Here is a 14,888-nt window from a genome sequence, read left to right on the forward strand (position 1 = left end):
GAGGGGCTCCATACGGGGGAGGAAGGTCAAGACAGAAGGTGTTCCAGCCCCACGACACCACAACAGCCCTGCCGCCTGAAAGCCCCAGGCGCCCGCTCGCGGGCGCGGCACGCAACGGCCCAAGGCCGAGCGTGCCCAGATGCCGGAAGACCCAGCCTTGATCCATTACCACGAACCTGTGGACCGCCGTTGTCTTGACCTTGACCCCCCGTTGTCGTCGCGCCGAGTGGAGAGGGTTTTCGCGGGAGAAAAGGCGCTGGATGTCTGAGCGGAGCCGCAGGCGTAGCGAGTTCAGCGCCGCCCGCGAAAAGCCTCGGAGCGAGGGAAACCCCGGCCCGCGCAGCGGGCCGGGGTCGCGGCAGTCGGGCGTGTTTCTTGGTGACTTCTTTGCACGAGCAAAGAAGTCACTCGCGGCGCGCTGGCGAGTCAGCGCACGGCAGTATGCGGACCGAAGCCACCGTAAACACCAAGTGACGAACCAGGCCAAGCCACAACCAGGCAGGAGGCCGGCCGGAGTCACCCAACCACGAAACCGCAAAGCCGGGTTCGCGTGGGGCGAGCTCAGGCGCGCGCCGGGGCGCGGGTGTCGTCGAACCAGAGCCAGGCGATGGCGATGGTTAGAAGCACGATCACCGGCAACATCGCCAGGTTCAGGCCATCCCAGCCCAGTGGCCGCAGCAGGGCGCCTGCCAGCAGTGACCCGGCCGTGACCAGCGTGAAGATGGTCAGGTCGTTCAGGCCCTGGACCTTGCCCTTTTCGGTGGCGGTATGCGTGGTCGTCAGCAGCGTACTGCCGCCAATAAACAGGAAGTTCCAGCCGACTCCCAGCAGGAACAGCGCCAGCCAGAAATGCCCCAGCGTCTCCCCGTGCGCGGCCACCGCCACGCTGAACAGCACCAGTGCGTTGCCGAGGGCCAGGATGCGCGTGATCCCGAGGCGGGTGATCAGGTGGCCGGTCACGAACGAGGGCGCGAACATGCCCAGTACGTGCCACTGCATCACCAGTGCGACCTGACCCATGTCGAAGCCCGCCTGGCGCATGGCCAGCGGCGTCGCCGTCATGAGCAATACCATCACCGCATAGCCCAGCGCGGCGGCAGTCAGGGCGACGAGGAAGCGCCCCTGCGGCAGGATCTCGCGCATCGGCCGCGCCGGCCCGCGTTCCTCCGGCGGGGGTGCCGGGACGCGCAGCCAGGCCAGCAGCGTCATCGCCAGCAGGGCCAGGGCGCCGAGTACCAGGTAGGGGCCGGCTTCCGGTGTGCCCGGCATCAGGGTCTGGGCGTGGTGGGCGTTCCACGGGCCGAGGAAGGCGGCCACGACCCCGCCGGCCATCACCAGCGAGATCGCGCGCGGGCGGAACGCGGGGCTGGCGACGTCGGCGGCGGCAAAGCGGTAGTACATCGCGAAGGCCTGGTAGGCCCCCAGCAGCAGATTGCCCAGCACAAACAGCCAGAAGGCCTCGGCGAAGACCCCGGCCGCAGCCAGCGCGGCGCCGCCGGCCCCGCCCACGCTGGTGCCCAGCAGGAAGCCGGTGCGGCGCCCGAAGCGCTTCATGAACAGCGAGGCGGGCAGGGTGGTGACCAGTGTACCGACCATCATCGCGGCGACTGGCAGGGTGGCCAGGGCCGGATCGGCCGCGAGACGCTCCCCGACCACGCCGCTCAGGGTCATCACGGTGACCGCGGCGATCAGGAACAGGGCCTGCCCGAGGGCGAGGATCAGGACGTTCGCGCGCTCGCGCGGCGTGGTCTGGCCGGGCATGGGATTCCCTTCAGGGATGGTCCGGGCCGTCATGGCCCGGGGGCTATGGTGGTGTCAGCCGCGTGGATGAAAGTCGAGGACCGCCGAGTTGATGCAGTAGCGCAGTCCGGTCGGGGGCGGACCGTCGGGGAAGACGTGTCCCAGATGCGAGTCGCAGCCCGCGCAGCGGACCTCGGTACGTTCCATGCCGAGCGTCCGGTCGCGGTGTTCGCTGACGGCGTCGGGCGCGGCCGGGGCCGTGTAGCTGGGCCAGCCGGAACCGGAATCGAACTTGTCGGTGGCGTCGAACAGGGGCGCCCCGCAGGCCACGCAGTGATAGACGCCATCGGCCTTGTGGTCGTTGTAGGCGCCGGTGAACGGACGTTCGGTGCCGCCCTCGCGGGCGATGCGGTATTGTTCCGGTGTCAGTCGGTCGCGCATCTCGGCGTCCGTTGGGCGGTGGGACTGGCTCATGCAACCTCCGGGTCGGTGTTATTGTCTGTGAACCATGCTGGCTGCACCGGTAGACTGGGGAGATTATCTCCGGTTCTCAAGCGGGCCGCCAAACACAGGACCGCTGGAGGTGGTCGTGAGTTGTCCCGATTGCGAACGTATCCATCTGCTGCCGGAGGCCTCCGGCACGCTGTACCTGGCGCCGGTGCTGGCGCATACCCGAGCGGCCCTGCGCCGGCGCATGGTGGACGAGCAGTTGCCCTGCGCGGAGCCGACCTCGGGCATCCTGGCGCTGCCGGTCAAGGGGGCCGGCGGGCTGGGCGAGATGCTGGTGCGCCTGCAGCAGGCACTCAGCAGCTCGGAACAGGCCGGATGCCGGGCGACGTTCGTGCCCGATGGCGAGAACTTCGGACTGGGGCATCTGCAGGACACGCACCTGCTTTCGACGCTGATTGCGCGTCACAACGCCCGCGATCTGTCTGCGATCCTGGCGAGCGATTCGCTGGATTTTCACTTCCAGCCCATTGTGCGCGCGGCCGATCCCTCCGAGGTCTTTGCCTACGAGGCCCTGGTGCGTGCGGCCACCCCCGGGGGCGATCCGATACCGCCGCCGGACCTGTTCCGGACCGCGCGCAATGCCGAGCTGATGTTCCATCTGGACCGATCCGCGCGGATCAATGCGATCCGGCGCGCCGTCGAGCGCGGTATCGCCAGCCGTCTGTTCATAAATTTTAACCCGACCGCGATCTACGACCCGGCCTTCTGCCTGGAGACGACGGTGCGCGAGATCATGTCGCGCCCGGCTGATCGCGTCGGCCCCAGCGGCTTCGTATTCGAGGTGATCGAGAGCGATCAGGTCAACGACATCGAGCACCTGTCGCGGATCGTGGATCGCTATCGCCGGGCCGGGTTCCAGGTGGCCTTGGACGACCTGGGCGCGGGTTATGCCTCGCTGAACATGCTGTCGCAGCTGCGGCCGGACTTCGTGAAGATCGACCGCGAGCTGGTCAGCGGGATCGACCGCGACGTCTATCAGCAGAAAATCCTCGACAAGATCGTGGAGCTGGCGCGCGATCTGAAAATCGAGGTGGTGGCCGAGGGCATTGAGCGGGCAGAGGAATGGCGCTGGCTGAAGGACCGGGTCGACTACTGCCAGGGTTACCTGTTCGCCCGGCCGGCCGCCGAGCCCCCGCTTCCGCAGCACCCCGAACAGGCCTGATCGCAGGGGCCGATGGTGGCGCGGGGCGTGCACATTGGCCGCGCTTTCCATAGACTCGAGACCTATGAACCAGCTTCCGCCCGACGCCCGTAACCCGACGCTGGAATCCGCCGTTCAACTGTTGCGTGATGCCGAGGTGCGCTATCGCAGGCGCACGGTCGGCAGCGTGGCCAGTCTGGACGAGCGGGCCCCCGCGGAGAACTATGCCGACTGCTTCATCCGCGACTTCGTGCCCTCCGGGCTCGTCTACCTGCTTCATGACGAGCCCGAGGTGGTGCGCGACTTCCTCGCGCTGATCCTGCAGATCCGCGATACCCAGGAGGAGATCGAAGGTCACCGCCGCCTGCCGCGGGTGATGCCGGCGAGCTTCCGGGTGTTCACCGACGAGCACGGGCGCGAGTCGCTGGCGGCCGACTTCGGCGACCGCGCCATCGGGCGAGTGGCCCCGGTGGATTCGATGATGTGGTGGGTGCTGCTGCTGCGCGCCTACCAGAACCACACCGGCGACCACGAATTCATCAAGAGCGCGGATGTCCAGCGCGGCATCCGCCTGATCCTGAGCATCTGCCTGCAGGACCGCTTCGAGGTCTTCCCGACCCTGCTGGTGCCGGACGGCAGCTTCATGATCGACCGGCGCATGGGGGTGTTCGGTCACCCGCTGGAGATCCAGGCGCTGTTCTACGGCATGCTGAAGGCATCGCTGGCGATGCTGGAGCCCTGTGACAAGGACTCCGAACTGCTGTGCGAGCAGTCCGCGATCCGTACCCGGCAGCTGTCGGACTACATCCGCCACTACTACTGGCTGGATCTCGAGCGGTTGAACGATATCCACCGCTATCGCACCGAGCACTTCGGCCACGAATCCGAGAATGCCCTGAACATCTACCCCGAGAGCATCCCCGACTGGCTGGTGGACTGGCTGCCCTCCGAGAGCGGCTACCTGGTCGGCAACCTCGGCCCCGGGCGCATGGATTTCCGTTTCTTCAGCTTTGGCAATCTGCTGGCGGTGCTGTTCGGGCTGGCCGACGAGCGCCAGTCACGCTCGATCATGCAGACCTTCGAACAGCGCTTCGAGGACCTGATCGGGACCATGCCGGTGAAGATCTGCTACCCGGCCATGGTCGGCGAGGAATGGCGTCTGCTGACGGGGTCCGACCCCAAGAACACACCGTGGTCCTACCACAATGGCGGCAACTGGCCGGCCCTGCTGTGGGCGTTTACCGGTGCGGCAATGCGCGTGGGCCGGCCGGATCTGGCGCGCAGCGTGCACGCCGTGGCCGCCGAACGCCTGCATCGCGACAACTGGCCCGAGTACTACGACGGGCGTCACGGGCGCCTGGTCGGCCGCCGTGCCAACTATCGCCAGACCTGGTCGGCTACCGCCGTGCTTGTGTCCCAGGGCCTGATCGACAACCCCGAGACCCTCAGCCTGTTCGACAGCCCCGAACCCGAGGTGCCATGAAAAAGACCCAGAGCAAGTCCCGCGATGGCGAAGGCCTCTACCTCGTCCTGATCAGTGTCCATGGACTGATCCGCGGACATGATCTGGAGCTCGGACGCGATGCCGATACCGGCGGGCAGACGCTCTACGCGGTCGAACTGGCGCGGGCCCTGGCGCGGCATCCACAGGTCGGGCGGGTGGATCTGCTCACCCGGCGCGTGGTCGACAGCAAGGTGGCCGACGACTACGCCGAGCCGGAAGAGGATCTGGGCGACGGCGCCCATGTCGTGCGTCTGGACTGCGGCCCCCGGCGCTATCTGCGCAAGGAAAAACTCTGGCCCTATCTCGACTGCTTCGCCGACAACGCGCTGGCACACATCCGCCAGGTCGGCTTGCGCCCGGACGTGATCCACGGCCACTACGCCGATGCCGGGCATGTCGCGGCGCAGCTGTCCAACCTGCTGGGTGCGCCCATGCTCCAGACCGGCCATTCCCTGGGCCGGGTCAAGCGCGAGCGCCTGCGCGAAAGCGGCATGTCCGATGCCGATATCGAGGCGCGCTACAACATCTCCACGCGGATTCATGCCGAGGAAGAGGCCCTGGCGCATGCCCACCGGGTGATTGCCAGCACCCGCCAGGAGATCGGCCAGCAGTACGCGACCTACGACAACTACCAGCCCGAGCGCATGGAGGTGATCCCGCCGGGGACCGATCTTGCGCGCTTTCATCCGCCGAAGCGCGGTGAGCGCAAGCCGGCGATCTGGACGCAGATCCGCCGCTTCCTGCGCCACGCGGAGCGGCCGCTGATCATGGCCCTGTCGCGCGCCGACGAGCGCAAGAACATCCGTGCCCTGGTCGAGGCCTATGCCGGCAACGACTGGCTGCGCGAGAATGCCAACCTGGTGATCGTGGCCGGCAATCGCGATGACATCGCGGACCTGGACAAGGGCGCGCGCGACGTGCTGACCGATCTCCTGCTGCGCATCGACCGTTACGACCTCTACGGTCACGTCGCCTACCCGAAACACCACAGCCCCGAGGACGTGCCCGACCTCTATCGCCTGGTCGCATCCAGCAAGGGGGTGTTCGTGAACCCCGCATTGACCGAGCCCTTCGGTCTGACCCTGATCGAGGCCGCGGCCAGCGGCGCTCCGATTGTCGCCACCCACGATGGCGGGCCGGAGGAGATCATCTCGCGCTGCCACAACGGCACCCTGATCGACCCCCTGGACCCGGAAGCCATTGCCGACGCGATCCAGGGCATCCTGGCTGACCGGCCGCGCTGGCAGCGCTACTCCCGCGCCGGGCTCAAGGGCGTGCGCCAGCACTACTCCTGGGATGGCCATGCCGAGAAATACGTGAAGCTGGTGAAGTCGCTGACCCGTGAAGTCCGCCAGGAAAAGCACCACGAACGTCGCGTCTCCGGGCACCTGGCGCAGATGGACCGCGCGGTGATTACCGATATCGACAACACCCTGCTTGGCGACGACAAGGCGACCCGTGCCTTCATCGCCTGGCTCAAGCGCAACCGCAAGCGCGTCGCCTTCGGGGTGGCCACCGGGCGGCGCATCGACTCGGCCGCGGCGATCCTGGAGGAGCACGGCGTGCCGACCCCGGACGTCTGGATCACGTCTGTGGGCAGCGAGATCCATTACGGACCCCGGCAGACCGAGGATCGCGGCTGGGCACGGCACATCAGCCATCGCTGGGAGCCGGAACGCCTGCGCGAATGCCTGCAGCGCGAGGGCAATCTGGTGCTGCAGCCCGATGTCGACCAGCGCGCGTTCAAGGTGAGCTTTTTCGTGGAGCCCGCGGGCAGTCTGGATGCGGAGACGGTCGAGACCCGGCTGTACCGCGAGGATCTGCACGCCCGCGTGATCTACTCGCACGAACGTTACCTGGACCTGCTGCCCGTGCGCGCATCCAAGGGGCTCGCCGTGCGCTATCTCGCAGACAAATGGGGGATCCCGCTGGAACACGTGCTGGTGGCGGGTGACTCCGGCAACGACGAAGACATGCTGCGCGGGCGCCTGCTCGGGGTCGTGGTCGGCAACCACCAGCCGGAGCTCGAGAGCCTGCGCGGGTTCCAGCGCATCTTCTTCGCCGGCGCCACCCATGCTCGCGGCATCCTCGAGGGGATCGAACACTTCGATCTGCTCAACCGCTGCGAGATCCCCGACACCGCCGAGCCCGACGAATAGCCCGACTTTTTCACCACAAAGCACACGAAGGCCGGAGCTGCAGGTCAAAAGCCATTCACAGGAAGGCTGGAAGGCCGGAAGGAATGGCGGTCAAGACGTTGGAATCGCGGTGACACTGCCAGCGGCCGCATGCCGCCGTATCACCCCGGAAGCAGGGAGCCGTCCTGTCACTTCTTCCCTTCTTCCTGTTCCGTTCTTTCCTGTCTGTTCAGGGGACGGGGAGGAGCAGGGCAATGCCGGTGAGGACGGTAACGACTTCGAAGGCGCGTTTCACCAGGCGGCTGCCGTAGCGCTGGGCGGCCCACGCGCCGAGGTAGCCGCCGATGAAGCTGCCGACCAGCAGGGCTGGCAGCCAGTCCCACTGCACCGTACCCAAGGTGCCCAGCATCAGCGCCCCGGCGCCATTCCAGACCAGCCCGACCAGCACCATGGTGTAGGCCACCGCCTGGACGTAATTCATGCCATACCAGCGCACCAGCCACAGGGTAACCATCAGGCCGGTGCCGGAGGCCAGTGAACCGTTGAGGATGCCGATCAGGAACAGGCCGGCGGCCCCGATAATGGCGTGGCGCCAGGAAAAGCCGATCTCGCGCACGCTCTGCCCGAGCTGGGGGCGGCGCCAGGAGTACCAGCCCAGGGCAATCGTCAGTAGCCCCAGCGCGATTTCGCCCGCACGCGGAGGGATGCCGAGCACCAGCCAGGCACCGATTAGCACCCCAGGCAGACCGGCCAGCAGGATAATCCCTAGGCGAGCGGGCTCGAATGTGCTTTTCTTGAGGTGCCGCAACCCGGCACCGGCGCCCAGTGCCACCGAGGCGATCTTGTGGGTGGCCAGTGCCACCGGGTACGGCAGGCCCAGGAAAATCAGGGCCGGCAGCTGCAGCAGGCCGGCGCCGCCACCGGCAAGGGCGGAGAAGCCGTTGGCCACAACGGCAATCAGTACGAGTCCGAGGTGTTCGAGAATGGTCATGAAGGGTACGTGGAACGGGAAGTGGTCAACGCTGGCGCGGGCCGCCTTGGGCGCCGGGCTGCTGCTGGCGCTCGCGAACCCGGCACTGGCCGACATCTACCGCTGGGTGGATGATGACGGGACGGTACACTATTCCAGCACGCCCCAGCCGGAAACCAGTCAGCGCGAACGCCGCATCTACGACTCCGAGGGCCGTATGCGCGAGGTCCTTCCGGCCCCGATGAGCCCCGAGGAGCGGGCCCGGGCGGCGGCGGAGCGCGAGCAGGCCGAACGCGATCTGGAGGCCACCCAGCGGGCGCGGCAGGATCGCGCTGCGCGCCAGATCCAGTTGCGTCAGGCCTATGCCTCGCTGGAGGAAATCGAGGAACTGCGCGAGCGCCGCGAGCGTTCGATCGGCGGCAACATCCAGCGCAGCGAGGCCCAGGAGCGCACGCTGCTGCGCGAGCGTGAACGTATCCGGCGCCAGAAGGACCGTGCCGATGAGGGTTCCGCCCTGATGCAGCGCTATCAGTCCGAGGTGGAGGAGCTGGATGCGCGCATCGCCCGCGAGCGCCAGTATCGCCGGGGCCAGCGGGAGCGCCTTGCGGCGATCCATGAGCGCCTGGACCTGGATCGTCGCGACTTTCAGCACATGGTGATGAACGGGGCCGAGTGAAGCGCCCTCATCCGGGCGATTCAGGGGAACGCTGAATCAGCGCCCCCCTAGGGGGACACTGATTGAATCGCACGTCCGCGCTCGAGTCGCTTTTGCGTGCGAACAAGGCGCGGTGACCGCCGTGCAGTTATTCTGCACAAGGGAACTGCAACGCTGTGCGCGCGCCCGTTTTTGATCAACAACGGGCGGCCGATCCCCTGCTTTCAATGGCTTCTGGGGTTGGTGCCCCCCCCGATTCTGAATATATATAGCCCGATCCTGCGTTGCGCCGCTTGCGGGTAGAACCACTACCCGCTGCACGACGCGCCTTGTCTCGGAAAACAGGGGGCACCAACGCGGACGTGCGATTCAATCAGCGTCTCCCTAGCGGCTGATCAGCGTCCCCACGCCCTCGTCGGTCAGCAGTTCCAGCAGCACCGCGTGCTGTACCCGCCCGTCGACGATGTGGGTGGCGTTCACGCCGCTGCGTACGGCATCCAGGGCACAGCGGATCTTCGGGATCATCCCGCCGTGGATGGTCCCGTCGCGGATCATTTCGTCCACCTGCGGGGCCGCGAGTTTCGGCAGGAGTTCACCGTTTGCGTCCAGTACCCCGGGGGTGTTGGTCAGCAGGAACAGCTTCTCCGCATCCAGGACCACTGCGAGTTTCTCTGCGGCGGTGTCGGCATTGATGTTGTAGGCCTTGCCTTCGCGGTCGAACCCGATCGGTGCGATCACCGGGATGAAGTCGCTTTCGTCCAGGGTGTGCACGATGGCAGGGTCCACCCCTTCGACCTCGCCCACATGCCCCAGGTCCACGGTGGGCTGACCCTCGGCGGCTCCATAGTCGCGCAGGGGGGTGGCACGGATCATCTGTCCGTCCTTGCCGGTCAGGCCCACCGCACGGCCCCCGAAGCGGTTGATCAGCGAGACGATCTCCTGATTCACAATCCCGCCGAGGACCATCTGGACCACGTCCATGGTCTCGCGGTCGGTGACCCGCAGGCCATTGACGAACTCGGTCTGCTTGCCCAGTCGCTTGAGCAGTTCGCCGATCTGGGGGCCGCCTCCGTGCACGACCACGGGGTTCACCCCCACCTGCTTGAGCAGCACGATATCGCGCGCGAACGAGGCCTTCAGGTGGTCCTCGGTCATGGCGTTGCCGCCGTACTTGATCACGATGGTCTTGCCCGCGAAGCGCTGAATGTAGGGCAGCGCCTCGATCAGGACATGGGCAACGGAATGCGCCGTCTGGTTATCCATGCTTGGTCCGGTTGTCGGTTCTTGCAGCCGGCCAGTTTAGCACTGAGCCCGCGAGCCGCGGAGGTCGCCCTCTAAAAAGATTTATCTAGAAAGAATGAATTGACCGGCTGGCACTGCGAGGGTATAAAGCTGTATTACAAGTACATCAAACAGGTGGCACATGCTCTCGACTGAACACAAGGCGATCATCCGGCAGACCGTCCCCCTCCTGGAGGCCGGAGGCGAGGCCCTGACCGGGCACTTCTACCGGATCCTGCTGCGCGACCACCCGGAGGTTCGGCCCCTGTTCAATCAGGCCCATCAGGCCAGTGGCGAACAGTCGCGGGCGCTGGCGAATGCGGTGCTGAACTATGCCCGCCACATCGATCAGTTGGAGGCGCTGGGCCCGCTGGTGGGCCAGATCGTCAACAAGCATGTCTCGCTGCAGGTGCAACCGGAGCACTATCCAATCGTCGGCGCCTGCCTGCTTCAGGCGATGCGTGAAGTGCTGGGCGAGGATGTAGCGACGGCCCCGGTTCTGGAAGCCTGGGGCGCGGCCTATCAGCAACTGGCGGATATCCTGATCGCCGCGGAGGAACAGGCCTATGCCGCGAACGAACGGCAGCCCGGGGGTTGGCGTGGCGCGCGCCCGTTCCGGGTCCAGCGCAAGGTTCCGGAGAGCGAGGAGATTACCTCGTTCTATCTGCAGCCGGTCGACGGGCAACCGGTCCCGTCGCACCAGCCGGGACAGTATCTCGGCCTGCGCCTGATGATCGAGGGCGTGGAGCTGCGGCGGAACTATTCCCTTTCGGCCGCCGCGAATGGCGAGAGCCTGCGCATCAGCGTCAAGCGTGAGCCGGGTGGGGTCGCCTCGACCTTCCTGCATGACCGGGTGCATGCGGGCGACATCCTCGACGTGTTCCCGCCTGCCGGAGACTTCGTGCTGCGGCCCGCGGACCGGCCGGTCGCCTTCGTGACCGCGGGCGTGGGCATCACCCCGGCGGTCGCGATGACCGAGGCGGCGCTGGCACAGTGCCGCGAGGTCCACTTCGTGCACTGCGCGCGCCACGGCGGCGTGCACGCGTTTCGTGACTGGCTGGATGCCCAGGCCGAGCGCACCGCGAAGCTGACGCGGCGCTACTGCTACAGCGAGCCGCGCCCTGACGATGCCCCGCACGCGGAGGGCTTCCTGAGCCGCGAGCAGCTCGCCGACTGGCTGCCGGACAGCCCTGAGATGGATGTGTACTTCCTCGGGCCCAGGCCATTCATGCAGCAGGTGCGCGCCCACCTGCGCGGCCTCGGCATCCCGGACGATCGGGTGAACTACGAGTTCTTTGGCCCCGCCTCGGCCCTGGAGTAACGGCTCCTCAGCCCCGGCCCGAGGAGCCGAAGCCGCCCGCGCCGCGGGCGGTCTCCTCGAAGTCTTCGACCACGCGGAATTTCGGCTGCAGCACCGGGACAATGACCAGCTGCGCCAGGCGCTCGCCGACCTCCAGGGTGTAGGCGTTCGCGCCCCGGTTCCAGCAGGAGACCATCAACGGGCCCTGGTAGTCGGCGTCGATCAGGCCGACCAGGTTGCCGAGCACCAGCCCGTGCTTGTGGCCGAGCCCGGAGCGCGGGAGGATCATCCCGGCGTACCCCGGATCGTCGATGTGGATCGAGAGCCCGGTCGGGATTAGTTCCGCCGCGCCGGGTTCCAGTGTCAGCGATGCGTCGATCATCGCGCGCAGGTCGACGCCGGCCGAGCCGTCGGTGGCCGGGGCGGGCAGCGGGAAGTCCGCGCCCATGCGCGGGTCCAGGATCTTCAGGTCAATCTCGGGGACGGGCATGCGGGGTTCCTTGTCCGTTTCGCATTCGATCAGCGGTGTTCCAGGCGCTCGACGATCAGGTCGATCAGCGCCCGGGCCAGCAAGGTCTTCGGCTGGCTGGGGAGTTGGCGCTCGCCACCCTCCCAGAGACACAGTAGTTCGTTGTGGGGCGTGCCGAAGGCACGGCCCTCGCCGACCCGGTTGGCGGCGATCAGGTCGAGGCCCTTGGCGCGGCGTTTGGCCTCGGCGTGTTCGCGCAGGTGCTCGGTCTCGGCCGCGAAGCCGACCAGGAACGGGCGCCGAGGGAGGGAGGCCGCCTGTGTTGCCGCCTCGGCCAGTATGTCCCGGGTGCGCTCCAGCGCCAGGTGCATCAATGGGTCGGACTTCTTGATCTTCTGCGCCTGCGGTTCGGCCGGGCGGTAGTCGGCCACGGCCGCGGCCGCGATCAGGATGTCGGCCTCGGGCAGGCGTTCCATCACCGCTGCGTGCATGGCGGCAGCCGTCTCCGTGGCGATGCCCGCGACGCCCGCGGGTACGGCCTCGGCCGTCGGGCCATGCACCAGGGTCACGTGCGCGCCTGCGTCGCGCGCGGCCCCGGCCAGGGCAAAGCCCATGCGCCCGGAGCTGCGGTTGCCGATAAAGCGCACGGGATCGATCGGCTCGAAGGTGGGTCCGGCGGTGATCAGTACGTGGCGCCCGGCCAGCGGGGCGTGTGCCGGCTGCAGCAGCTCCCGCGCGATCGCGGCGGGCTCGCGCATGCGGCCCTCGCCCTGCTCGCCACAGGCCTGGTCGCCGCTGTCCGGTCCGATCAGGGTTACGCCGCGCTCGCTCAGGGTCGCGATATTGGCCTGGGTGGCCGGGTGGGCCCACATGCGATGGTTCATTGCCGGCGCCAGGGCGACCGGTGCGGTCGTGGCCAGCAGCAGCGTACTCAGCAGGTCGTTCGCCAAGCCCTGGGCGTAGCGGGCGATCAGGCTGGCGCTGGCCGGGGCGACCACGATGCGGTGGGCCCAGCGTGCCAGGGCGATGTGATCCATGCCGGATTCCGCCTCGGCGTCCAGCAGCTCGGTGCGCACCGGAGCGCCGGACAGGGCCTGGAAAGTCAGCGGGGTCACGAAGGCGCGGGCGCCGGCCGTCATCACCACGCGCACCTCGCAGCCGGCGCGCTTCAGCTCGCGCACCAGCTCGCAGGCCTTGTAGGCGGCGATGCCGCCGCTGACGCCGACGAGGATCCTTGGCTTGGAATCATGTTCCGTCATGCGGCGGATTCTACCCCTTAAGGAGACGCTTGCGTCTCCTTAGGGAGACACTGATTTAATCGCACGTCCGCGTTGGTGCCCCCTGTTTTCCGAGACAAAGCGCGTCGTACAGCGGGTAGTGGTTCTACCCGCAAGCGGCGCAACGCAGGATCGGGCTATATATATTCAGAATCGGGGGGGGCACCACCCCCACAAGCCATCGAAAGCAGGGGATCGGCCGCCCGATGTTGATCAAAAACGGGCGCGCGCACAGCGTTGCAGTTCCCTTGTGCAGAATAACTGCACGGCGGTCACCGCGCCTTGTTCGCACGCAAAAGTGACTCGAGCGCGGACGTGCGATTCAATCAGCGTCTCCCTTAGGTCTTTTCCTGACGCGCGGAGACGCCGGCGGTCAGGGCATAGCGCATCGCGTCCTCCAGCGACAGGTCCAGCGGTTCAATTCGTTCGCGCGGGAGCATCAGGGTGTACCCCCCGATCTGGTAACTCATGGGCATGTAGACCGCGACCGTGTCGGGGCCGCCGAGGTTGTCCGGAAGACCCGCGAAATCCTCGCGGGTGACGAAGCCGACCAGCTTGAAGTCGGTGCCGGGCAGTTGCACCAGCACGGCCTGGCCGAATTGCTCGTGGATGTCGCCGGAGACCAGGCGCGTGACGTCGCGCACGGTCCCGTGGATGGTCTTGACCACCGGGATGCGCTGCATCAGTCCTTCCAGCCAGTCGAACAGCCAGCGGACCACGTAGGCCTGGAGCAGTACCCCTACTCCGAAGAGCAGGCCGATGCCGGCCAGGATCCCCATGCCCGGGAAGTACAGCAGATCGGGCAGGATGGCCTGCAACAGTCCTCCCAGCACCTCCTCGGCGGTGCTCCCCAACCACCACAGCAAGGCCAGCGTGATGGCGGCCGGGAGGATGGCGGCCAGGCCGGTCAGGAAGGTTCGAGAGATTCGGCGCACAGCGGGCTCCGTGCAGGGGTATGCTCGGATGCTAACGCATTCGTGCTCGTGGCACGTCGACGACGGGAGCGGGGCGGGGGTGGCACTTTGGCACGTGCGAGCAGTCTATCGAGCGAGGTCGCCCGCACGTCGAACGGGTATGGGGAGTGACGAGATGCAGCGATGGAAGGGAATGAGCCTTTGGCCCCTGGTCCTGGCGATGATGGTGATGCCGCAGGTGGGGCTCGCCGGCTCCTCGGGCGCGGCTGCACCCGGAGACTACGCGATGACCCCGGAGGAGGTGGCGCCCGGGGTCTATGCGGTGATGACGCCGGCGCGGGATTTCCCCAGTCGCGAGAACCTGGGCTGGAACGCGAACATGGCGTTCGTGGTGACCGGTGACGGGGTGCTGGTGTTCGACACCGGCTCCTCCGAGACGATGGGTGTGGCCCTGCGCGAAGCGATCGCCGGGGTCACCGACGAGCCGGTGCGCTGGATCGTGAACAGCCACAGCCATGGCGACCACTGGCTGGGCAATGCGGCCTTTGCCGCGGAGGCGGAGATCATGGCCGGCTCGGCGGCGATTGCGCGCATGGAGGCCGAAGGCCAGGGCTGGGTCGAGAACTTCCGCGAGATGACCGAGGGGGCGACCGGTGACTCCGTGCTGCGCCTGCCGGATACGTCCGTGGACGAGCGCGTTACCCGTGACCTGGGCGGGCTAGGGAGACGCTGATTTAATCGCACGTCCGCGTTGGTGCCCCCTGTTTTCCGAGACAAGGCGCGTCGTGCAGCGGGTAGTGGTTCTACCCGCAAGCGGCGCAACGCAGGATCGGGGAACAGGGGGCACCAACCCCACAAGCCATTGAAAGCAGGGGCTCGGCCGCTTTTGCGCGCGCACTGCGTTGCGGTTCCCTTGTGCAGAATGACTGCACGGCAGTCACCGCGCCTTGTTCGCACGCAAAAGCGACTCGAGCGCGGACGTGCGATTA

12 protein-coding genes and 1 pseudogene are annotated in these 14,888 nt (G+C 67.2%); 6 read left to right on the forward strand and 7 right to left on the reverse strand.

Annotated features, from left to right (window positions below; all coding sequences use genetic code 11):
* Positions 1-561: 561 nt before the first annotated feature.
* Together D000_RS0112825 and msrB are read right to left on the reverse strand one after the other, a co-directional pair.
* Positions 562-1,761, reverse strand: coding sequence for an MFS transporter (locus tag D000_RS0112825; protein WP_018873929.1), 1,200 nt, complete (start codon positions 1,759-1,761; stop codon positions 562-564).
* A gap of 54 nt (positions 1,762-1,815) precedes the next feature.
* Positions 1,816-2,214, reverse strand: coding sequence for a peptide-methionine (R)-S-oxide reductase MsrB (msrB, locus tag D000_RS0112830; protein ID WP_018873930.1), 399 nt, complete (start codon positions 2,212-2,214; stop codon positions 1,816-1,818).
* Positions 2,215-2,329: 115 nt separating this feature from the next.
* On the opposite strand from msrB, the gene D000_RS0112835 reads away from it, so the two are divergent.
* From D000_RS0112835 to D000_RS0112845, 3 genes are all read left to right on the forward strand, one after another.
* Entirely contained in the window at positions 2,330-3,412 is a 1,083-nt protein-coding gene (locus tag D000_RS0112835; protein ID WP_018873931.1) for an EAL domain-containing protein, read from the forward strand.
* Between the two features lie 64 nt (positions 3,413-3,476).
* Positions 3,477-4,874, forward strand: a complete 1,398-nt coding sequence (locus D000_RS0112840) for a glycoside hydrolase 100 family protein (RefSeq protein ID WP_018873932.1) — start codon at positions 3,477-3,479, stop codon at positions 4,872-4,874.
* Positions 4,871-7,054 carry an HAD-IIB family hydrolase gene (locus D000_RS0112845; protein ID WP_018873933.1) on the forward strand — a complete coding sequence of 728 codons (2,184 nt, stop codon included), beginning with the start codon at positions 4,871-4,873 and terminating at the stop codon, positions 7,052-7,054. Before D000_RS0112840 ends, D000_RS0112845 begins: the two co-directional genes overlap by 4 nt.
* Before the next feature lie 208 nt (positions 7,055-7,262).
* Here D000_RS0112845 and D000_RS0112850 read toward each other — a convergent pair whose 3' ends face one another.
* Entirely contained in the window at positions 7,263-8,024 is a 762-nt protein-coding gene (locus tag D000_RS0112850; protein ID WP_018873934.1) for a sulfite exporter TauE/SafE family protein, read from the reverse strand.
* On the opposite strand from D000_RS0112850, the gene D000_RS0112855 reads away from it, so the two are divergent.
* Positions 8,017-8,679, forward strand: coding sequence for a DUF4124 domain-containing protein (locus D000_RS0112855; RefSeq protein WP_081616680.1), 663 nt, complete (start codon positions 8,017-8,019; stop codon positions 8,677-8,679). The genes D000_RS0112850 and D000_RS0112855 overlap by 8 nt on opposite strands.
* A 363-nt stretch (positions 8,680-9,042) precedes the next feature.
* On the opposite strand, the gene argB is transcribed toward D000_RS0112855, so the two are convergent.
* Positions 9,043-9,921, reverse strand: a complete 879-nt coding sequence (gene argB, locus D000_RS0112860; protein WP_018873936.1) for an acetylglutamate kinase — start codon at positions 9,919-9,921, stop codon at positions 9,043-9,045.
* Positions 9,922-10,081: 160 nt separating this feature from the next.
* Here argB and hmpA point away from each other — a divergent pair, with 160 nt between their 5' ends.
* Entirely contained in the window at positions 10,082-11,260 is a 1,179-nt protein-coding gene (gene hmpA / locus D000_RS0112865) for an NO-inducible flavohemoprotein (RefSeq protein ID WP_018873937.1), read from the forward strand.
* A gap of 7 nt (positions 11,261-11,267) precedes the next feature.
* Here hmpA and dut read toward each other — a convergent pair whose 3' ends face one another.
* The 3 genes from dut to D000_RS0112880 form a co-directional block, all read right to left on the reverse strand.
* Positions 11,268-11,729: a dUTP diphosphatase gene (dut, locus tag D000_RS0112870; protein WP_018873938.1), complete on the reverse strand. Its 462-nt coding sequence runs from the start codon at positions 11,727-11,729 to the stop codon at positions 11,268-11,270.
* Between the two features lie 29 nt (positions 11,730-11,758).
* Positions 11,759-12,967 carry a bifunctional phosphopantothenoylcysteine decarboxylase/phosphopantothenate--cysteine ligase CoaBC gene (gene coaBC, locus D000_RS0112875; RefSeq protein ID WP_018873939.1) on the reverse strand — a complete coding sequence of 403 codons (1,209 nt, stop codon included), beginning with the start codon at positions 12,965-12,967 and terminating at the stop codon, positions 11,759-11,761.
* 356 nt (positions 12,968-13,323) lie between these two features.
* Entirely contained in the window at positions 13,324-13,920 is a 597-nt protein-coding gene (locus tag D000_RS0112880; protein ID WP_018873940.1) for a DUF502 domain-containing protein, read from the reverse strand.
* A gap of 172 nt (positions 13,921-14,092) precedes the next feature.
* On the opposite strand from D000_RS0112880, the pseudogene D000_RS13570 reads away from it, so the two are divergent.
* A pseudogene (locus D000_RS13570) lies at positions 14,093-14,617 on the forward strand (MBL fold metallo-hydrolase); the annotation flags it as partial.
* Positions 14,618-14,888: the final 271 nt, after the last annotated feature.

This window comes from Thioalkalivibrio sp. ALJ16 (genome assembly GCF_000377345.1).
Taxonomy (GTDB): domain Bacteria; phylum Pseudomonadota; class Gammaproteobacteria; order Ectothiorhodospirales; family Ectothiorhodospiraceae; genus Thioalkalivibrio.